Origin of the sequence: Bacillus sp. V2I10 (assembly GCF_030817055.1) — a bacterium.
Taxonomy (GTDB): domain Bacteria; phylum Bacillota; class Bacilli; order Bacillales; family Bacillaceae; genus Bacillus_P.
The window spans coordinates 4,767,489-4,786,196 of sequence record NZ_JAUSYV010000001.1; the positions used below are offsets into that span (position 1 = coordinate 4,767,489).

Consider the following 18,708-nt stretch of genomic DNA (forward strand, 5'->3'; position numbering starts at 1 on the left):
TTATTAGGGATTTGATGAATATAAGTCTTAAAAAAGAAAGGATGAGATTTTTGTACACTGACATATGTTCAGATTTAGATGCGAGTTTTGAAGAAATGGTGGAGATCAGACGCTACCTTCATATGCATCCGGAGGTTTCATTCCAGGAATTCAAAACGGCAGCCTACATCGCCGAGTTTTATCACAAGCTTGGCATTGAAGCCAGAACAGGTGTAGGCGGAAACGGAGTCGTTGCTGTTATAAAAGGTGATTTGCCTGGAAAGACCATTGCTCTCCGTGCCGATTTTGACGCTCTTCCTATAGGGGATGAAAAAGATGTTCCTTATAAATCGACTGTCCCGGGTGTAGCACATGCCTGCGGCCACGATGGCCACACTGCAGCATTACTTATACTAGCAAAGATATTACATAAACACAGCAGTACTCTTGAAGGCAGCGTAGTATTTATTCATCAGCATGCTGAAGAATATGCACCGGGCGGAGCGGTTTCCATGATTGAAGACGGCTGCTTAGACGGGGTTGATGTCATCTTCGGAACTCATTTATGGGCAGGAGAACCAACCGGGAAAATTCAATATCGTGTGGGCCCTATCATGGCTGCTGCCGATCGGTTCCAGATTACGATTAATGGAAAAGGCGGACATGGCGCACAGCCTCATAAAACGAAAGATGCAGTTGTTATCGGCTCCCAGCTTGTCCTGAACCTGCAGCAGATTGTGAGCAGAAAAGTTGATCCAGTTCATTCAGCGGTCGTCTCTGTAGGATCCTTTGTGGCTGAAAATCCTTTTAATGTCATTGCAGATTCTGCGGTGCTGATTGGAACGGTCCGTACTTTTGAGGAGGATGTGCGAACTTTGATTGAGGAAGAAATTGAACGTGTGGTCAAAGCTTCCTGCGCCCTTTATGACGCTGACTACGAATATCATTTTGAGAGAGGCTACCCCGCTGTAGTCAATCACCGCGAGGAAACAGAGCAGCTTGCAGATCTTGCTTCAAAAGTGCCCGGTGTTCAAATTGTCGAAGAAAGCCCAATGCAAATGGGCGGCGAAGACTTTGCTTATTATCTGCAGCATGTTAAAGGCACGTTCTTTTTCACTGGAGCGAAACCAACTTATTCAGAAACAGCTTATCCTCACCATCATCCTAAATTCGATATTGATGAAAAAGCTATGCTGATCGCAGCAAAAACATTCAGTTTGGCATTATTGACTTATCAGTCTGAACACAATGCTGTTTCGGCTGAGAAATAAGTATTAGAATCCAAAAGAGTGCGATTTAAAATCGCACTCTTTTCATTTATTCATAATTCGAAGCCGATAACAATTCATTGCCGTTTCACCTAAATGCCGGACAAGGTGGTAGTTCGCTACACCGCCGACAACTGCGCCGATTCCCGGCATGATCTGCAGCAGTTTGACAAGGTCGATGTGATCTCTGTATTCCTGCTGAAAGGTTTGCCAGTCAATCTCTTTCAGTTCATTTTTTCTTTTGTCCCAGTTTTCAATCAGCTCGAACGTATTTCTTCGATGCTCGTCACTGGAATAAGCCAATTGAAAGACATAGAGTAAAAACAGTCTCTCTTCATATTGTTTTGGGTCAAACCCGTATAAAGTCGCAATTTCAAATAAGCACTTCATTTTAATGCCAAGGAGTAAAGGAAAGTCAGCAGCCGACCCGAAAATTCCGCCGGCCCCGGTTCCTGCTCCTTCTACGGCAGCAGTCTTTTGGAAGGTGCCGATAGTTTGCCTGACTTTCTTTTCTTTTTCTTCAAGTGTCAGTCCTTCCAGCTTCTTTTCGCTTGTTGTGAGGTTTGATCCCGCAAGTGTTGCCTGCACCATCTTTTTAATGCTCTCCGTAATGATGGCATGAACTTTTTCCGGAATGTGCTCATTAATCTTCATTTGTGTTTTTTTAGAAACACGTTCAAACATGGAGGACTTTCTCAGCAATTTCTTTTTCCACTGAAATAGATCCTCTTCCAGCTGTTTTTCATAAATCATCTGTATCAGCTGCCTTTACACTAGAATACGCTGGCATCCATTTTCACCAGCCTTGATTTCACATAAAGATAAACAAACCCATAGACAAAAATAAAACCGGCTGCAAAGAGAATCAGAGCAGGGATGATATTCCCCGAAAGCAGAGCGATCAGAGTTAATATCACGTGCTGGCATATTACCATGATAAACAGGAGTTTAAGGAATTTTGCTTTTTTAAACTGCGGCTGAACCGGATATAAGTCCGGCAGAGCAAGCATGTCGTAATGCTTATAAAGTCCGATCATTTGAATCCCGGTTAAATAAAGAACAAGAATAGCTATCGCGAGCACACTAAACTGATTTGTCGGGATAATATAGAGGACGATTCCCCCGATAATTGTCAGACGCAAAAAGATGCCCAGATAATCATTGGAACGAAAGAATGCCCTTGTATATAAATAACTGTACATGCTTTCCTGTTTGTATTTAACAAACGCAAGCAGCCCGTCTAAATACTTTCTGCGCTTTGCTTTTTTCTTTAGCTTTGGAACATCTGTAAAGAGGTTTGCGATTCTATAGAAGGACTGCTTTTTCTCAAGCTCCAGGTCAATCAGCTTCTCCCATTTAACTCCTTTTGCTTTAGTGGCTTTGTGAAAATAAATGTAGAGCACTGCCATAACTCCATACATAATGAATACATAAATATAGGCCTTTGACAGCAAAAAGAAAATGGTTAATGCATTTATTGCCAGACGGATAATAAAATCATATATTTTTGCTGACGGTTCAGTATAAAAGGATATTCTGAAATTCAGCATTAAATTCCAGCCTTTTACAAGAAGGGTTTGAATACAGATAATCAGGTAGTCTGTCCCGGATAAGCTCTCAGCCCTGAACAGCATGGGTGCGAGCACTAATGCTGCGATCAAAAACACATACAGCTGACTAAAGAAACTGTATGCAAGAGCTTTTTGAAAATAGCCGGCCATTTTTTCTTCCAGCGGCAAAAGAAAAACTAAATCAGGTTCTTTTAATAGCGTCCGGACACTCGATGCCGTAATAATCAGAGCAAATACAGCCGTTAATATCGCAAGTACCGGAAAGTCATCTGGCATTGATTTCAGCCACTCCTGATAAGAGAGAGCACCGCCTGCTCCCAAGAATACAAGAACAAAAATTAAATGGTCATTAAACATATATTTTGTATAAGACTGCACTTCTTTTAGATGAGCCTCTAATCGGGTTTTCCATATCTGATCAATGCTGCTCATTTTGATCTTCCTTCGTGAGCTGGATATACAAATCATCAAGCGTCGCGTCCCTCATTCCAAACTCCGACCGGAGCTCCTCAAGCGACCCTTTTGCTCTGATTTTTCCATTATGCAGAATAATAAACGCATCACAGTAGCGTTCCGCTGTTGCTAAAATATGTGTTGACATTAAAATTCCCGCTCCGTCTTTTTTCGCTTTGTTCATCATCTCAAGCAGCGCATTGATAGCGAGCGGATCAAGTCCGACAAATGGCTCGTCAATAATGTAGAGCTCAGGCTCAACTAAAAACGCACACATAATCATGACTTTTTGCTTCATGCCTTTTGAAAAATGACTTGGAAACCATTTTAGTCTTTTTTCCATTCTGAATTCAGACAATAATGGGTGAAGACGCTGTTTAAACGTTTCCTGACTAAGTCCATACGCCATCGCCGTGAGCTCCAAGTGCTCATAAAGCGTTAATTCCTCATAAAGAATCGGTGTTTCAGGAATAAATGAAAATTGGCTTCGGTATTCAGTCGGCTGCTCGTGAAAGGAAATGCCGTTAATGGCAATTTCTCCATTATGCGGCTCCATTAACCCGATCACATGACGGATTGTTGTGCTTTTTCCGGCTCCGTTTAAACCAATCAGACCGACAATTTGGTGCTTTTCAATTTCAAACGATATATCTTTTAAGACAGGATTGCGTGTGTATCCTCCTGTCAGGTGATTTACTTTTAATAAGCTCATGTTTTCGTCCCTTCACCGTTTTCTTTTATTTTAACAAATCACGCGGCACTTTTGCTAATTTACGATGCATAATCAATTCTCTTCCGGACATCATAATGTGTGTAGAGGAATGCAGCTGTCACAGACATTCAGTTCAAATGAGGTGTGTGTTAAAGACAGTTTATGTTAAGGAATCCTTGAGTAAGTTAACATTGAAAAAATGATGATCAATTTCCATTTCGAGATGAGGTGTCTACGGGCCGTTACTTTTCGTAATAGATGCTCATATATAAATTCATTTTGTGAATGAGGTGTTCGTCAAAGACCGTTTACTGATTTGTTAAGAGTTTATCCTTTATATGATTTTCTTAACTAGGGGATGGTTGCTTTGAACAATGTTTAACAACAATTATTCACTCTTTTTTTCCTTCATTTCCAAGCAAATGAGGGAAATGACAAAGAGTTTTGTGAGCCTTAATCTTTAAGCTGCGCCAGTTTGCTTCCTCTGCAGGACAGGATGATCTTTTTGATCATCCTGTTTCTTTTTAAGTTTAGGAAAGTGAAAAGGCTGCGAATTGATGGCAAGCAAAAGCGCCTGATTCCACGGTCAAAACGAATCCGCCATGCCTTCGCAAAAAGGCGCTTGCGCTTTTCTTAAGTGATTTTATCTCTCAATTATTTATGGTAAAATACGGTTAAGATTCAGTTTATATTGAGAAAGGGATGAAACATGATGAGCGGATGTATTTTCTGTAAAATTGTGAACGGAGAGATTCCGAGTGCAAAGGTTTTTGAAAACGAACATGTGGTTGCTTTTCTGGATATTAGTCAAGTGACAAAAGGACATACACTGGTTATTCCAAAAGTACATAAAGAAAATATTTACGAGCTAACACCGGATATTGCACGAAATGTATTTGAAGTCGTTCCAAAAATCGCCAATTCCATTAAAAAACAATTCGAGCCTATCGGCATGAATATTCTTAATAATAACGGCGAAAAAGCCGGACAATCTGTGTTTCACTACCATATTCACCTGATTCCCCGCTATGGAAAGGGCGATGGATTTGGCGCTGTCTGGAAAACGCATACAGAAGAATATACGCCAGAAGACTTAAAGCAAATCGCTTCATCCATTCAGGAAGGCTTGCTCTAACCCCCGCATCATGCGGGTTTTTTTGTTGATTGTAATATTTTTTTAAAATTCCGACTCCAACCCCCTTTTTCATGTTAGGATAATAAAAAGTATTTAATCATGCAACGCGACAAAGTAAGGAGTGTCATTTTCCCATGAAAAGAACGTATAACTTTAACGCAGGGCCAGCAGCAATCCCTCTTGCTGTTTTGGAAAAAGCGCAAAGCGAACTAGTTGATTTTAACGGAACAGGCATGTCAGTCATGGAGCTGAGCCACAGAAGCAAACCTTATGAAGAAGTTCACAACCGCGCTGCCTCTTTAATGAGAGAACTGATGGAGATCCCTGAGGATTATGAAGTATTATTTCTTCAAGGCGGGGCAAGCCTTCAGTTTGCCATGATTCCGATGAACTTTTTAAAAGACGGGTCTTCTGCCCATTTCATCATGAGCGGAGTCTGGTCTGAAAAAGCACAATCAGAAGCAGGCAAACTCGGAAGCACGACTATCATTGCAACAAGTAAAGAAGATCGTTATACATATATTCCGGAAAGCTTTGAGGATCCTGAAGAAGGAAGCTATGTACACCTAACCTCAAACAACACGATCTACGGCACACAGTGGCAAAAATTCCCTTCAACAAAACTGCCTTTAATTGCTGACATGTCAAGTGACATCATGAGCAGGGAAATTGACGTCAGCCGTTTCTCGCTTATTTATGCCGGAGCTCAAAAAAACCTTGGCCCTTCAGGTGTTACAGTCGTCATAGTAAAAAAAGAAATGCTTGAGAATGCAAATGAGGGTATCCCTGCTATTTTGAAGTACAGCACACATTCAAAGCAGAATTCCCTATACAATACACCTCCTACATTTGCAATTTACATGCTTTCCCTTGTTCTGGAGTGGATGCAGGATAAAGGCGGTTTAAAAGCGATTGAAGATCTGAATAAGAATAAAGCAAGCCTGCTTTATTCGTGCATCGACCAAAGCGGCGGCTTCTATAAGGGACACGCAAAAAAGGATAGCCGATCAGCAATGAATGTTACTTTTACTCTTAAAGATGAAAATTTAACGAAAGCTTTTCTAAAAGAATCCATTGAAAAAGGCTTTTCAGGTCTCGGCGGACACCGGTCGATTGGGGGCTGCAGGGCTTCCATTTATAATGCAGTGCCCTTGGAAGCGTGCGAGGCACTTGCTGAGTTCATGGCTGAATTCCAGAAAAAGCACGAATAATTATTTTTACAAGGTCTGAAATACCTGTTATACTTTTTGTAAGTTCTCCTGCAATAAGACATAGGTCATTATTGGGGAGTTCAAAAATAAGAGCTTAGTCTGAGGAGAGTTGAGAAATGAATACAAAAGTTTTAGTCGTTTTATCTTTATTTGTCGCAATGGGACTGGCATTGCACGGAATTATCCCGCCATTTTTCAGTGGGATGAAGCCAGATATGATGCTCACTATGATGTTCTTAGGCATCCTGCTGTTCCCAAACATTCGCAATGTGTTTTTACTTGGAGCCGTTACTGGTGTCCTGTCCGGTTTAACAACTAGTTTTCCAGGCGGACTTCTGCCGAATGTCATTGATAAATTTGTGACTGCATTTGTCTTTTATCTTTTAGTTATTGTAATGAAGAAATTTGCTGCATCCACTGCTGGAGCAGGAATCCTGACAGCGGTCGGAACACTTGTTTCCGGTACTGTTTTCCTGACAGCCGCATTATTCATTGTCGGTCTTCCGGGCGGTGCAGGATTTATGGCATTATTCATAGCAGTTGTCTTGCCGGCAGTTGCCCTTAATACCATCGCAATGGTTTTCATTTATCCGATTGTACAGACTATATTGAAGCGTTCTAACATCGCTGTTGAATAACATATAAGAAAACCCGATCCTTGCCGGTCGGGTTTTTTGTGAAAATCTATCAAAATGAAGCCTATTGGAAAGAATAGAATAAAATGCCGATCATCAGTGCAAGTACGCCGCCTCCTGCAAGCACAGCAGCTTTTTGGTGGACAACATGTTTTGGCGGATAGGATGCTGATTGCTGCGCTAGTTTGAGGTAATGAAAAGCCCCTATGAAACAAAGCAAGCTTATGGTGAAAAATAGAAAGATAACACCAGCCAAGCTCCTCCCCCCTTTTACTCATATCTATGCAGAGGCATCACAAGCTATGTATAAAACAGCGTTTATCTATCCTGACAGGGGGTACTTATATAAGAAGGACTTTCCTGTTCCTTTCTTGAAAAAGTACATACAATTATTCTCAAAATGGAGTGATACCTATGGCAAAAGGAAAATCATTAATGGCTGGTCTTTTAGTTGGGAGCGTTATTGGAGGTTTAGCAACAATCCTCTCCGCCCCTTCTTCCGGAAAAGAGTTGCGCAGCCAGTTAAAGCAAAATAAACAAAAACTCGAAAATATTTTAATTCAGCTGAAAGATGACAGTGTATCGCTAAAAGAGCAAGTGGTAAAAACAGCTAAAGAAAGTGTTGTAGTCCTAAAAGATGTAACAGCTGATCTCCAAAAATCAATTCAGACTTGGCAAGAAGAAATTGAGCCTCATAAAAATGAACTTCAAAAAGAAATTAATGAAATCGAACAGAAAATTAAAGAATTAGAGCAAACTTTAAACAAATAGAATATTTTTGCAGACAAAGCAATTAACTTGTACGAGCGGCAGATTTTCTCACATGCCGCTCTTTTTTTTACCTAAAAATTCAACGCTTTTCCTAAGCTTTTAAGATTTATTTAAAAATTTTGTAAATTTAATCTTTATTAATCTTTATTTTATTGGCATAATAGAATATAAGAGCAAAAGAGAAAAAGTAGGTGACTGGGGATGAAACGTAACGAACAGGATTATTCTATAAAAGAAGCGCTTTTATTCAGCCAGAGAATCGCGCAGCTCAGCAAAGCTTTGTGGAAATCCATCGAAAAAGACTGGCAGCAATGGATTAAGCCCTATGATTTGAATATCAATGAGCATCACATCTTATGGATTGCTTATCATTTAAAGGGTGCTTCTATTTCAGAGATTGCTAAATTTGGAGTGATGCATGTATCGACTGCATTCAACTTTTCAAAGAAGCTTGAAGAGAGAGGCTATCTTGAGTTTTCGAAAAAGCAGAATGACAAACGCAATACGTACATTCAGCTGACGGAACAGGGAGAGGAAATACTGCTTAAGCTTTTAGAAGACTATGATCCAAGCAGAAACGCTGTCTTTAAAGGCGCTCTGCCGCTTCAAAACCTATATGGGAAATTCCCTGAAATTATGGAAATGATGTGTATCATACGAAACATATACGGTGATGACTTTATGGAGATCTTCGAACATTCCTTTACGAATATTGAGAAAGAATTTGTTGAGGAAAACCGGAAGCTTAAAAAACGGAAAGATCCTGCTGCTGAAACAGCTTCAGCTATTTCCGAATAATTTTTTTGAATTCTGTCATCAGCGGCACATACATTCCCTGCTTATGCAAGGCAAGAATCGTATCATCAACTGAAAGCTTATGATTCAGCTGTCCGGCGAAAAGAGTAAGGAGACTCATGTAATCGAGGAGTCCTTGCTCTTTTTGTTCTGAAAGCATTTGCTCAAGTTCCGCGCAAATGCGATGTATGTCCTCAATTTCTTCAGCAGATAAACCTGTTTTCATGACCGACAGATAAAAAGGGTATTTCTCCGCGTCAACCATCTTTACAAGCAACCTCTGGTAGTACTCCAAATTTGCCATTCGTTTTTCCAAGGATTCCACTAAGGTTCACTTCTTTCTTTCTTTCTTTCTTCTTCGTTTATTTATTTTAAATCATTCTTCTCTTTTTCGAAAGTTTCTTATTTTGTAAAACTTTACTTTTTATTTTAATCGCTTACACGCAAAATTTCATATTGCTTTTTCCAACTTAACATCGTAAAGTATGTAAGGACTTGATCAATCATGCACCCGCATAAACATTTATAACTTTCGGACGGTGATTTAAATGAATTGCTGGAAAACCATTAATCTTTCAAAAGATTATGGATTCTATAGACTTTTTATAGTCTCTGTATTAACAATGATGATTACCTTTATTAGCATATATTTACCGCTTGTGGTTGTTTTTCCTTCTATCCAATTAAAAGAAGATTATTTTTTCTTATTGCTGCTGTTTATCGCATGCATCGTGCCATGTCACAAACTGCTTCATGCCCTGCCTTTGTGGATGTCCGGATACCGCGTATCACTTAAACTGAAGTTCCAGTCTTTCATTCCGATTCTTTTTTTGAAAACAAACTGCAATGTAAGCAAAGCCAATATGCTGCTGTCTCTTATTACACCTTTTATAGTTGTCACTTCATTTATGACTGCAGGACTGATTCAATTTCCTTCTTATTTGCACTACTTTTGTTTGGGAATTGCCTTTCATACAGGGTTGTGTATCACTGATTTTATTTTTTTGAGCCAGCTATCCAAAGCTCCGAAAGCCTGTTTCATTGAAGAAGCCGATGAAAGCTTTGAAATTTTATTTCAGAAATGAATAAAAACAGTTCTGGACATATGGTTAAGCAGTTTATTTAGAATGAATATGATATGCTTATATATATAAGAAAAGCCTCTCTTTCAGGAGAAGCTTTTCTTTTGCTATTTATTAGGAGTCATCGCTATCTTTTTCATCATTTTTTTGGTAATGTAATATGTATCAGTGAGGAGAGGGGGAATCTCATATGATAGCATTTTTCATTTTGTTTGCCGTGTTCATTTTATTCTATATAAATAAATTGACCAATACGCTTTGCCTGGTCCGAGAGATTCCTGAAGACCGACAAACAAAAGTATTCCGGACAATCAACGTCCTGATTACCATTTTATTAGTTTCTTCTTACATAGAAATCTTATTTACTTAGATTTCACCATTATAAAAAGCTGCATGCAATCATTAGCACACAGCTTATACAATCATAGCTGACAGGTTAATCTGTCAGCTATGTTTATTTTGGCTTACAGCCAAGCAGCACCAACAATGATCAATAAGATGAATAAAACAACGATTAACGCGAAGCCTCCAGCGTATCCTCCCATAATGACACCTCCTTTATGCGTCGGTAAGTTATTCTATGCACGATCATCATGTAACGAATAGGCATATATCATTTGTTTTAAGCAATCTTTATTAAAAAATCTAAAGCCCTTATTGCTTCCTAGCAAATGTAAGAAGCACCAATAATGATCAACAAAATAAACAGAACAACAAGCAATGCAAAACCGTTTGAATATCCTCCACCCATGTTAAAACCTCCCTTATCGGCGTTCTATACATCATATGGACGGTTTCCCATTTTGACCTAGACGAATGCCCTGATTACCCTAGTCCTATTGCAAAACTTTTTAGTTCATGGCACAATGTGGTATAGTGTTTCAATTATTAGGCAGTCTTTAAATTAAACAGAAGTAGGAGTTGTATCAGATGAAAAGATTTGCTCTTGCATTAGCAGCAGCATCAAGTGTTTTGGCGCTAGGCGCATGCAATAATAATGACAGCGGTTCCGAGGTCATTGCTGAAACAAAAGCAGGCAATGTAACGAAAGACGAATTTTATGAAGCAATGAAAGACCGCTTCGGAAAAGATGTTCTGACAGAGCTTGTACATGAAAAAGTTTTAAGCAAAGAATACAAAGTTTCTGACGAAGAAGTAAATAAAGAAATTGACAATTTAACTCAGCAATACGGCCCTCAATTTGAAGCAGTCATTCAGCAGCAAGGTGAAAAGACTGTTAAAGATATGGTGAAAGTCGATCTGCTTCGCAAAAAAGCAGCTGAAAAAGAAGTGAAAGTAACAGAAGAAGATACAAAAAAATACTATGAAAGCCTAAAAGGCAAAGTACAAGCAAGCCACATCCTCGTTGAAGATGAAAAAACAGCAAAAGAAATTAAAGCCCGTCTTGATAAAGGCGAAAAGTTTGAGGATTTAGCGAAGGAAGCTTCTAAAGATCCATCTGGACAAAACGGCGGAGACTTAGGCTGGTTCGGCGAAGGACAAATGGTGCCTGAATTCGAAAAAGCAGCATTTGCCCTTAAAGAAGGCCAAGTAAGCGAGCCTGTAAAATCTGAATTTGGCTACCACATCATTAAAGTGACAAAAACGGTGAAGCCATATGAAGAAATGAAAAAAGAACTTGAAGCAGATGTAAAAAAACAAAAAACAAGTCAGCCTGATGCTGTTCAGGGAGCATTGGACAAAGCTCTTAAAGAAGCAGACGTTCAGGTTAAAGACAAAGAATTAGAAGATACATTCAAAGCACCTGCGGCTCCTGCAGAGCCTGCTGAAGGACAATAACAGCAAAACTCCCCCATTTTAAAAATGGGGGAGTTTTTCACATTTCATCATCCTGATTTTTTCTTCGAATCTCACGTTCCTTAAGCATTCTTTCAATATAAACATTACCCTCTTTTTCTATATACGCTTCCTCAACAATCTTCTCTTTCCTTGTTGTTGAAAAAGCCATGTAACCGCTGTATAAAATCCCAAGTATACAGAGGTAAACCCACCACGGCAGCAAGATCATTCCCGCTTCCCCCTTTTCATTGACAAGCCCTTTACTGCACTATATGAGGATCTCGATCCATTTATACATGATTTTTAGAAGATGAAAAGAGAACTTGTTATGATTCTTGGATGCAATAAATCGTGATAGTCATTTTATTTTTTTCCGGGACTCTCAAGCTTTATTCCGAAGCTTTTCATAGAGCTTTTAACTTAATTCCGGGACTTTTTAACTTAATTCCGGGACTTTCACACTTTATTCCGGGACTTTTACACTTAATTCCGAGACTTTTCAACTTAATTCCGAGACTTTCACACTTAATTCCAAGACTTTCACACTTAATTCCGTGACTTTTCAACTTAATTCCAAGACTTTCACACTTTTTTACGAGTTTCCGAGACTTCAAGCTTTATGCCGATTTTCAAGTAACAGCAAAAAAAGCCTTTCTTCAAAGAAGAAAGACCCTCCTGATTAGTTATGAAACGTTGGTTTGTAAAACGACCGATTATCAAGTGCAAAAACACGTTCCGTATACTCGCCGGGCTTCACCCGCTCTAATGCACGGTCAAGCATGTTCATTTTCGCATCGAGATTATCAATATAATGAAGAATTTCGGCTTCTTTGATCAGCGGCGGTTTAGGGCTACCCCACTCTGCTTTGCCATGATGACTGAGGACAAGGTGCTGAAGGATCACAATTTCTTCTCCCTCAATGCCTAAATGTTCTGCTGCTTTGGCAATTTCATTTACCATGATGGAAATATGGCCGATCAGGTTTCCTTCGACTGTATAAGTTGTGCCAATAGGACCTGAGAGCTCAGTTACTTTCCCAAGATCATGCAGAATGACTCCTGCATAAAGCAAATCTGTATCAAGACTTGGATATAAAGCTGCAATGGACTTTGCTAAATCAAGCATTGAAACAACATGATAAGCTAATCCAGATACAAATTCGTGATGATTTTTTGTAGCAGCCGGATATTCAAGGAATTCACTTTGATGCTTTTTCATGAGATATCTTGTCACACGCTGTATGTTAGGGTTTTTCATTTCGAAAATATATTGTGTTACTTTTTCCATCATTTCTTCTTGTCCAACCGGAGCCGTTTCAAGAAAATCAGATATTTTTACGTTATCCGTGTTTGAGGCAGTTCGGATATTGCGGATCTTTAACTGATTTCGTCCACGGTAGTGATGAATATCGCCATATATCTTTACAATGCTTTGTGAACTGTAGGACACCTCATCATCTGGTCCGGCATCCCATAGCTTTGCTTCAATCTCCCCGGATTGATCTTGGAGAATCAATGTTAAAAATGGTTTTCCGTTACTGGCTATTCCTTTAGTCGATGATTTAACGAGCAGAAAAACATCCGCTTGCTCGCCTACCTCGTAATGATTAATTCCTTTTGTCATCATTAAAACGGTCCCTCCCAAATTGCCTCAGTATCCTGAGTATAGCATAAATTTTGTCTATTTTTCCCGCCTGCAGCTAGGCTGAGACATCAGCTTGCTCTCTTCTTGAAATCCAAACCTTAGTTGAAATAAGTGCGGCAAGCATGACCCCAGCACCAATATAATAAGGAAGATTGATTTGATACTCAAATACGTAGCCCGCTAAAATAGGGCCCGCGACATTCCCAAGACTCATAAAAGAATTATTAAGCCCCATCACCATACCTTGCTTGCTTCCTGCTAATTTTGAGATAAACGTATTTAAAGAAGGTCTCAAAATAGAATTCCCTAAAAAGAAGACAGAGGTTGTCAATAAGACCGTGGCGAAGGAGTTAGCAAATGTCATAATCACAAATCCAAATGCACTCAACAAAAGAGCAGAGGTGACAACCCGTTCATCGCCGAATTTAGCCACAAGCCTTCCAACTGCTGCTCCTTGTGTGATGGTTCCAACAATCCCTGTTATAAGGATAATCAGACCGACTTCCTGCGGTCCATAACCGAAGCGCTCTAATGCGTAGAAGCCAAAGATTGCCTGAAAAATCGTTAATGCGAAACTCATCATAAAGACAAGGATCAGTAAAAAACCTACAGGGCTTTGAAGAGCTTTTTTGATTAGAATAAATTGATTTTCTCGTTTTTCATTTTCAGCAGTGGTCTTTTGCATCGCTTCTTTTGAAAGAGATTCAGGCAAAACGAAGATAGATACAATTCCTGCCAGTGATGCCGCTATTCCCGCAAAAAGAAACGGAAAAGAAAGACTGAATTCAGAAAGCCAGCCGCCGATCCCCGGGCCAACTACAATACCAAGACCCATTGCGGCGCCTAAATACCCCATTCCCTGCCCGCGATTTTCAGGTGTTGTTACATCAGAAACGTATGCCATTGCACTCGGCATAATCGCCGCACCGAATATACCTGCAATTATCCTTGATAAAAACAGCATCCATAAATCCGTTGCAAAAGCGAAAATAAATTCAGCTAATGCGAATCCAAACAAACCAAGCGTTATCAACGGTTTTCGGCCAATTTTGTCAGATAACCGCCCCCATATCGGAGCGAAAAAAAACTGCATGAGTGCAAATACAGCAACCAGAAATCCAAGTGTTGCTGCATCTGCTCCGAATTTTTCAACATAAAATGGCAGAATCGGGATGACTAAGCCTATGCCCACCATAATAATAAATAAGTTAAAGCTCAGTAAAAAAAGAGGTTTGCCAAGCGGCTTTTTCTCATGTTTATTTTGCTGCATTACGTACTTCCTTTCAGGTACCTTTCGTCAGTTCATTTTACAATAATCTCTGCCCAATAGATACTTGTTTTGAAGCTAACTCAACTGCTTTTAAATCAAGAATTTGATCTTCTTCAAACAGCGGCAGCAGGTGCTCCTGACAAGTAAAGAAAATAATCTGGTGCTGTTTTGAAAATTCCTTCAGCAATGACAGGACTTGTTTTGTCCTTTCAAAATCAAAATTAACAAAACCATCATCAATCATAATCGGGAGGCCCTGTCCAGTGCTCAAGTGACGTGCAAGGGCAAGCCTCAGTGAAATATATAATTGTTCTGCTGTTGCCTGAGAAAGCTCGTTTGCAGCAAATCGGTTTCCATCTATTCTTTCTACAATTAATGTTTGTTCAGCATCAGGCAGAAATATTTTTCTGTATTGATGATTCGTCATGACAGAGAAAAAGTGCTCTGCCCCTTTCAATACTTTCGGAAGTCTCACTGAGCGGTTAAATTCCACTGTTTTATTCAGCATATTTTTCGCGGCTGCAAGCACGGCCCATTTGTGTGCAAGCTGCTTCACTGCTCCCTTTTCAAGCTCATACTTCTGTTTTAGCTCTGAATAAAGTCCTGAACTCTCTATATTCAGAAGAGAAGCCTTTAGCTCTGCCAGCCGCCTATGCAAGCTGCTTTCCTGTTCCATTTCTGCTCTAAGCTGGTTATCACATAAAAGCTTCTCTTCTTTATAATCAATCAGAAGATCCAGCTTTCCATCTTTGAGCAAATGCTGTTTAGCATGGAGCTGCTGCTGAATCCATTTTAATTTTTGCTCTAATGCTTTTCTGTGATTCGCTTCATCTGCCTTTTTCCGGAAATCTTCTGCATCAGCTGAATTTGATAAGATGAAAAGCTCCATTCTCTTCTCAGATAGAAGACTGAGCTCTGCTTCGATTTTTACTAATCGATCCTCGGCAACAGCTATTTTCTCTTTATACATAAGCTGCCTGCTCTTCTTTTCAATCGAATCTTGAAGAGCGGCAGACAAATTCCGCATTGTTTCATTCAAATCAGTCTTTTGCTCAAAACCGCATTTTTCACATACACCCCTGAGCCGTTTTTCATAAGCCGAAAGGGCAGCTGTGAGCTCAGAAAGTTTCGTTTCAATTTGAGAGCTCTCCCGGACATCTTTCTGGAGCTGAATCAATGTTTGCAGAAGATCTGGCAGGGCAAGCGGAGAGAATTCACTTCTCACTCTAAAATCACTGTACGCTTTTTTGACTTTTCGATTTAACTGATAAAGTTCCTCTTCCCACTCATCAAAACCGCTTACTGTGCGGTGATACGCTCTCTCATTCTGTGTAAATGTCACTTGCTCAAGTTCATGAGATCGTCTCAGCTGCTCATCCTTCCATAGGATGCCTCCCAGCTCTTCTATTTCTGTATGACCTTGCACCCTCGATTGTTCAAGCTGCCGTTTTAATTCCTCCTGTTTGTCCCGCAAATGAATGAGAAACGCATCTTCTCCTTTATCATTTTGAAAAATAAAGAATAAAACGAGTCCGGTTAAGCCTAAGAAAAACGGCAAGATGAGCCATTGCTGCTCATATATGAGCCATCCGGAACACAAAATCAGTAAAACAGCCGCAGCTGCTTTCATTATTTTCATTTGATTCTTTTTAGATTGGTTCATCTTGCTTTGTTCATTGATTTTCTTTTCATTATTCCGATATTCTTCTTGTAATCTTTTTTCATCCAATACTTGCTGCTGCATGGCTTCATGCTGCTTTACCTTTTTTTCCAGAAGCTTTCTTTCTTCTGCATCAAGCATTCCTTTTGCGTAATCTGTTAATCTATTTTCGCTCTCCTCCAGATTTTCTTTAGCCCGTTCAAACTGCTGATCGAGCAACTGCTTTCTTTGCTGCAGCTGTTGATAATCCGAAACGATTTCTCTTATTTCTTCTTTGGCTGTTATAGAAGTGTTTAATGATAGCACGGCTTTATCATCTATATTTTCTGCAAAAAACCGCATTTTTCCATCAAAAATTTGCCGTGTAAGTGCCTCGTATTTCAGACTGTACTGCTGATGCTGATCTCTTTTCGCATGATATGCGGAGTATGCCTCCCTGAGATGGTCGATTTCCGCATGATGCGAAAGGATAGATTCATTGACATTCATCTGATAAATGGTTTGTTGAAGATCTTCTATTGCGCGCATAAGGGACAGCTTTTCAGATTGCAAAGGCTCTTCCTTCGCTTCAATCTCATCCATGCGCTTTAATCCATCTGCAGGAAATGCCTGATTTGTCTTTGTCAATTCTGTATGAATTGTCTCTTCTTCAAGCCACAATGGGAGAACATCTATTATTTCAGCAAATCTTCTTGATTGTGCTTCCAGCGTGGACTTGCTTACTTCTTTTTCCTTAAGCTGACGTTCAATCACTTCTTTTTCTTTCATAAGTTCTTCATAAGGCTGAATCAGTTCTTTTGCTTTCAGCATTTCTGAATGAATGCTCTTAAGTCTGCTTAATGCTGCATTGATCTCGGGTTTTTTGCCGTTAGGCTTATACAGCAGTTCCTGTTTTTTCAAGAGATGGCTTTCCGTCTGTAAGAGAGCATCTGTCCCAAGCAAGCCGGATGACAATAAAAACTTCCCAAGTTCATCAGCACTTACTTTACTGACCTGCTGAATGCCGTGAATATCAAATGAAAAGATAGACTTATACATCGATTTATCAAAATGAGACAGCATTTTATTAAGGATTTCCCCGCTTCCGGTTTCTCCATTTTCAAAGTACAGCGTAACTTCACCTGCTGCTTTTCCAGGCAATCTCTCAATTTTGACTTTTCCATATTGCTCTGTATCGACAATCAGTGCTCCGCCGTATGTTTTCACTCGTTTTGGTTCATACCTGTTTTCATTTTGAATTTTTGCAGGAAATCCAAATAAGATACTCTGTATGAATGACATAATGGTAGATTTTCCTGCTTCATTTTTTCCGTAAATAACTTGAAAGGCATGGGGATGAAGGGTGAAATTTATATGATTAAATTGTCCATACCCATAGATATTCAGTTCAATGATTTTCATCTTTTCACCCTCACAGTCTTCTATGCTTTAAAAGTTCCTGAAACAGCAGATATTCAGCTTCTTTTTCAATCTGCTGCTGTTCTTCGTTATCAAATGCCGGAATGTGTTTCCTGTATAATGCATGCTGTTTCAGAGGCTGAATGGTATCCTCAAAGTCATCAAAGCTTTCAATAATGTCTGTTAAATCCGATAAAAAATGAGAATCAAGCTGAAGCGATTCCTTGCTGATAACCGGCATTGATTCATTGATGATGGAGGAGATCCATAAAAAGTTCTCACGCCCCGTCTCATCTTCATTCCATTGATCCATTAAATCTTCTAGAACATTCTCTTCCTGAAACAAATGGTACAGCTCATTTGTTCCGCTTATTCGGATCGTAACCACAAGCGGCACATTGTCGCCTCTTAGCTGCTGCAGCTGCTGATGCAGACTGTCGATCCACTCCTGAAAACTTCCTTTAATCTCTATTGCGAGTTCTTCCCATATCACATCATGAAGCGGTTTAAACGTGTAAGAGACGGTGCTTTCTGACATGGAAACCAGAAAGCATCCTTTATCTCCGGTTTCTTTTCTGTTTCTTCCCTGAATATTGCCTGAATACAAAATCGGCGGCTCATTCTCATGAAGATGCATCCGTTTATGAATATGACCAAGCGCCCAATAATCAAGCTGTTTTTCAAGCAGATCGCTGATCAAAAAAGGAGAATACACATCGTGTTCTGTAATGCCCGAAATCGATCCATGTAGAAGTCCAATATGAAAACAGGCTTCTCCCTGCTTTTTATAGAAAGGTGTCATATTTTCAATGACAGCGCGCTTTGGATAGCTATATCCATATAAATTGACCGGTGTATTTCCGTTTTTCCAGTATGTTTTACACTCCACTTCTTTGTCTGAAAAAACATGAACATTATGCGGCCAGCTAAGATCCAGCCATCTTCCGCTCATATGATCATGATTACCGTGTATAACGTATACCTGAATCCCGTGCTGCTCAAGCTGTTCAAATGCTTTTTTCAGCTTCAGCTGCGCCTTTAAGCTCCTGTCCTCACCATCGTATAAATCCCCGGCTATCAATATGAAATCAACCTTTTCGCTGATGGCTAGGTGAATCAAATTGTCCAGAGCGGCAAATGTGCTTTCCTTCAGCCTTTCAAAAATGGTTTCCGGCAGCTGATGCATTCCGGCAAACGGGCTGTCTATATGTAAATCCGCAGCATGAATAAATCGAATAGGTTCCATCCTTGTTTCCTTCCTTTACTTCTCTCTTATTCTATATTGTACCACCTCAGAAATACGAATGCACGTTCTGCACAGAA

The 18,708-nt window shown here is 39.7% G+C and carries 21 protein-coding genes; 9 read left to right on the forward strand and 12 right to left on the reverse strand.

From position 1 onward, the window contains the following. Window positions 1–41: 41 nt before the first annotated feature. Entirely contained in the window at window positions 42–1,250 is a 1,209-nt protein-coding gene (locus tag QFZ72_RS24100; protein WP_373464715.1) for an amidohydrolase, read from the forward strand. 42 nt (window positions 1,251–1,292) lie between these two features. Here QFZ72_RS24100 and QFZ72_RS24105 read toward each other — a convergent pair whose 3' ends face one another. Genes QFZ72_RS24105 through QFZ72_RS24115 form a run of 3 tightly spaced genes read right to left on the reverse strand, consistent with a single transcriptional unit; the run spans window position 1,293 to window position 3,983 of the window. Continuing rightward, on the reverse strand, window positions 1,293–2,000 hold the full coding sequence (locus QFZ72_RS24105; RefSeq protein WP_373464629.1) for an EcsC family protein: 708 nt from the start codon (window positions 1,998–2,000) through the stop codon (window positions 1,293–1,295). 20 nt (window positions 2,001–2,020) lie between these two features. Further along, a complete protein-coding gene (locus QFZ72_RS24110; protein ID WP_307438511.1) occupies window positions 2,021–3,250 on the reverse strand; it encodes an ABC transporter permease in 1,230 nt (409 codons plus the stop codon). Continuing rightward, window positions 3,237–3,983 carry an ABC transporter ATP-binding protein gene (locus QFZ72_RS24115; protein ID WP_307438513.1) on the reverse strand — a complete coding sequence of 249 codons (747 nt, stop codon included), beginning with the start codon at window positions 3,981–3,983 and terminating at the stop codon, window positions 3,237–3,239. The genes QFZ72_RS24110 and QFZ72_RS24115 overlap by 14 nt, the downstream gene beginning before the upstream one ends. Before the next feature lie 712 nt (window positions 3,984–4,695). Between QFZ72_RS24115 and QFZ72_RS24120 the strand changes: the two genes are divergently transcribed. From QFZ72_RS24120 to QFZ72_RS24130, 3 genes are all read left to right on the forward strand, one after another. Next, window positions 4,696–5,118: an HIT family protein gene (locus tag QFZ72_RS24120; RefSeq protein ID WP_307438514.1), complete on the forward strand. Its 423-nt coding sequence runs from the start codon at window positions 4,696–4,698 to the stop codon at window positions 5,116–5,118. Window positions 5,119–5,252: 134 nt separating this feature from the next. After that, on the forward strand, window positions 5,253–6,329 hold the full coding sequence (gene serC / locus QFZ72_RS24125) for a 3-phosphoserine/phosphohydroxythreonine transaminase (protein ID WP_307438516.1): 1,077 nt from the start codon (window positions 5,253–5,255) through the stop codon (window positions 6,327–6,329). A 116-nt stretch (window positions 6,330–6,445) separates the two neighbouring features. Further along, window positions 6,446–6,967, forward strand: coding sequence for a tryptophan transporter (locus tag QFZ72_RS24130; protein WP_307438518.1), 522 nt, complete (start codon window positions 6,446–6,448; stop codon window positions 6,965–6,967). A gap of 61 nt (window positions 6,968–7,028) precedes the next feature. Here QFZ72_RS24130 and yhzF read toward each other — a convergent pair whose 3' ends face one another. After that, window positions 7,029–7,220, reverse strand: coding sequence for a membrane protein YhzF (yhzF, locus tag QFZ72_RS24135; protein WP_307438520.1), 192 nt, complete (start codon window positions 7,218–7,220; stop codon window positions 7,029–7,031). A 158-nt stretch (window positions 7,221–7,378) separates the two neighbouring features. Between yhzF and QFZ72_RS24140 the strand changes: the two genes are divergently transcribed. Together QFZ72_RS24140 and QFZ72_RS24145 are read left to right on the forward strand one after the other, a co-directional pair. After that, window positions 7,379–7,735, forward strand: a complete 357-nt coding sequence (locus QFZ72_RS24140) for a YtxH domain-containing protein (RefSeq protein WP_307438522.1) — start codon at window positions 7,379–7,381, stop codon at window positions 7,733–7,735. A gap of 201 nt (window positions 7,736–7,936) precedes the next feature. Further along, window positions 7,937–8,533 (forward strand): HTH-type transcriptional regulator Hpr, encoded by a 597-nt coding sequence (locus QFZ72_RS24145; protein ID WP_307438524.1) that lies wholly within the window; start codon window positions 7,937–7,939, stop codon window positions 8,531–8,533. Here QFZ72_RS24145 and QFZ72_RS24150 read toward each other — a convergent pair. After that, on the reverse strand, window positions 8,520–8,834 hold the full coding sequence (locus tag QFZ72_RS24150; RefSeq protein WP_373464630.1) for a DUF1878 family protein: 315 nt from the start codon (window positions 8,832–8,834) through the stop codon (window positions 8,520–8,522). The two genes, QFZ72_RS24145 and QFZ72_RS24150, sit on opposite strands and share 14 nt — an antisense overlap. Window positions 8,835–9,078: 244 nt before the next feature. Between QFZ72_RS24150 and QFZ72_RS24155 the strand changes: the two genes are divergently transcribed. Continuing rightward, window positions 9,079–9,615 carry a DUF3267 domain-containing protein gene (locus QFZ72_RS24155; RefSeq protein WP_307438527.1) on the forward strand — a complete coding sequence of 179 codons (537 nt, stop codon included), beginning with the start codon at window positions 9,079–9,081 and terminating at the stop codon, window positions 9,613–9,615. Window positions 9,616–9,802: 187 nt separating this feature from the next. Further along, a complete protein-coding gene (locus QFZ72_RS24160) occupies window positions 9,803–9,982 on the forward strand; it encodes a hypothetical protein (RefSeq protein ID WP_070879396.1) in 180 nt (59 codons plus the stop codon). 94 nt (window positions 9,983–10,076) lie between these two features. Here QFZ72_RS24160 and QFZ72_RS24165 read toward each other — a convergent pair whose 3' ends face one another. Together QFZ72_RS24165 and QFZ72_RS24170 are read right to left on the reverse strand one after the other, a co-directional pair. After that, entirely contained in the window at window positions 10,077–10,157 is an 81-nt protein-coding gene (locus QFZ72_RS24165; protein WP_101567585.1) for a YjcZ family sporulation protein, read from the reverse strand. 119 nt (window positions 10,158–10,276) lie between these two features. Beyond that, on the reverse strand, window positions 10,277–10,363 hold the full coding sequence (locus tag QFZ72_RS24170; protein ID WP_307439980.1) for a YjcZ family sporulation protein: 87 nt from the start codon (window positions 10,361–10,363) through the stop codon (window positions 10,277–10,279). Between the two features lie 179 nt (window positions 10,364–10,542). Between QFZ72_RS24170 and QFZ72_RS24175 the strand changes: the two genes are divergently transcribed. Beyond that, window positions 10,543–11,412, forward strand: coding sequence for a peptidylprolyl isomerase (locus QFZ72_RS24175; RefSeq protein ID WP_307438531.1), 870 nt, complete (start codon window positions 10,543–10,545; stop codon window positions 11,410–11,412). Between the two features lie 37 nt (window positions 11,413–11,449). Here QFZ72_RS24175 and QFZ72_RS24180 read toward each other — a convergent pair whose 3' ends face one another. The 5 genes from QFZ72_RS24180 to QFZ72_RS24200 all read right to left on the reverse strand — a co-directional run bounded on the left by QFZ72_RS24180 (window position 11,450) and on the right by QFZ72_RS24200 (window position 18,631). After that, window positions 11,450–11,641, reverse strand: coding sequence for a sporulation YhaL family protein (locus tag QFZ72_RS24180; RefSeq protein ID WP_070879394.1), 192 nt, complete (start codon window positions 11,639–11,641; stop codon window positions 11,450–11,452). Window positions 11,642–12,091: 450 nt separating this feature from the next. Continuing rightward, window positions 12,092–13,036 carry a 3'-5' exoribonuclease YhaM gene (gene yhaM, locus QFZ72_RS24185; RefSeq protein ID WP_307439982.1) on the reverse strand — a complete coding sequence of 315 codons (945 nt, stop codon included), beginning with the start codon at window positions 13,034–13,036 and terminating at the stop codon, window positions 12,092–12,094. A 76-nt stretch (window positions 13,037–13,112) separates the two neighbouring features. After that, complete coding sequence (locus QFZ72_RS24190) at window positions 13,113–14,327, reverse strand: MFS transporter (protein WP_307438534.1); 1,215 nt, start codon at window positions 14,325–14,327, stop codon at window positions 13,113–13,115. Window positions 14,328–14,364: 37 nt separating this feature from the next. Further along, window positions 14,365–17,388, reverse strand: a complete 3,024-nt coding sequence (locus tag QFZ72_RS24195) for an ATP-binding protein (protein ID WP_307438536.1) — start codon at window positions 17,386–17,388, stop codon at window positions 14,365–14,367. Window positions 17,389–17,398: 10 nt separating this feature from the next. Further along, a complete protein-coding gene (locus QFZ72_RS24200; RefSeq protein ID WP_307438538.1) occupies window positions 17,399–18,631 on the reverse strand; it encodes a metallophosphoesterase family protein in 1,233 nt (410 codons plus the stop codon). Window positions 18,632–18,708: the final 77 nt, after the last annotated feature.

Excerpts from the sequence above, each read along its gene's own strand:
- QFZ72_RS24100 (WP_373464715.1), top strand. The coding sequence starts at position 42 with ATGAGATTTTTGTACACTGACATATGTTCAGATTTAGATGCGAGTTTT.
- QFZ72_RS24105 (WP_373464629.1), bottom strand. The coding sequence starts at position 2,000 with ATGATTTATGAAAAACAGCTGGAAGAGGATCTATTTCAGTGGAAAAAG.
- QFZ72_RS24110 (WP_307438511.1), bottom strand. The coding sequence starts at position 3,250 with ATGAGCAGCATTGATCAGATATGGAAAACCCGATTAGAGGCTCATCTA.
- QFZ72_RS24115 (WP_307438513.1), bottom strand. The coding sequence starts at position 3,983 with ATGAGCTTATTAAAAGTAAATCACCTGACAGGAGGATACACACGCAAT.
- QFZ72_RS24120 (WP_307438514.1), top strand. The coding sequence starts at position 4,696 with ATGAGCGGATGTATTTTCTGTAAAATTGTGAACGGAGAGATTCCGAGT.
- serC (WP_307438516.1), top strand. The coding sequence starts at position 5,253 with ATGAAAAGAACGTATAACTTTAACGCAGGGCCAGCAGCAATCCCTCTT.
- QFZ72_RS24130 (WP_307438518.1), top strand. The coding sequence starts at position 6,446 with ATGAATACAAAAGTTTTAGTCGTTTTATCTTTATTTGTCGCAATGGGA.
- QFZ72_RS24140 (WP_307438522.1), top strand. The coding sequence starts at position 7,379 with ATGGCAAAAGGAAAATCATTAATGGCTGGTCTTTTAGTTGGGAGCGTT.
- QFZ72_RS24145 (WP_307438524.1), top strand. The coding sequence starts at position 7,937 with ATGAAACGTAACGAACAGGATTATTCTATAAAAGAAGCGCTTTTATTC.
- QFZ72_RS24150 (WP_373464630.1), bottom strand. The coding sequence starts at position 8,834 with ATGGCAAATTTGGAGTACTACCAGAGGTTGCTTGTAAAGATGGTTGAC.
- QFZ72_RS24155 (WP_307438527.1), top strand. The coding sequence starts at position 9,079 with ATGAATTGCTGGAAAACCATTAATCTTTCAAAAGATTATGGATTCTAT.
- QFZ72_RS24160 (WP_070879396.1), top strand. The coding sequence starts at position 9,803 with ATGATAGCATTTTTCATTTTGTTTGCCGTGTTCATTTTATTCTATATA.
- QFZ72_RS24165 (WP_101567585.1), bottom strand. The coding sequence starts at position 10,157 with ATGGGAGGATACGCTGGAGGCTTCGCGTTAATCGTTGTTTTATTCATC.
- QFZ72_RS24170 (WP_307439980.1), bottom strand. The coding sequence starts at position 10,363 with ATGGGTGGAGGATATTCAAACGGTTTTGCATTGCTTGTTGTTCTGTTT.
- QFZ72_RS24175 (WP_307438531.1), top strand. The coding sequence starts at position 10,543 with ATGAAAAGATTTGCTCTTGCATTAGCAGCAGCATCAAGTGTTTTGGCG.
- QFZ72_RS24180 (WP_070879394.1), bottom strand. The coding sequence starts at position 11,641 with ATGATCTTGCTGCCGTGGTGGGTTTACCTCTGTATACTTGGGATTTTA.
- yhaM (WP_307439982.1), bottom strand. The coding sequence starts at position 13,036 with ATGACAAAAGGAATTAATCATTACGAGGTAGGCGAGCAAGCGGATGTT.
- QFZ72_RS24190 (WP_307438534.1), bottom strand. The coding sequence starts at position 14,327 with ATGCAGCAAAATAAACATGAGAAAAAGCCGCTTGGCAAACCTCTTTTT.
- QFZ72_RS24195 (WP_307438536.1), bottom strand. The coding sequence starts at position 17,388 with ATGAAAATCATTGAACTGAATATCTATGGGTATGGACAATTTAATCAT.
- QFZ72_RS24200 (WP_307438538.1), bottom strand. The coding sequence starts at position 18,631 with ATGGAACCTATTCGATTTATTCATGCTGCGGATTTACATATAGACAGC.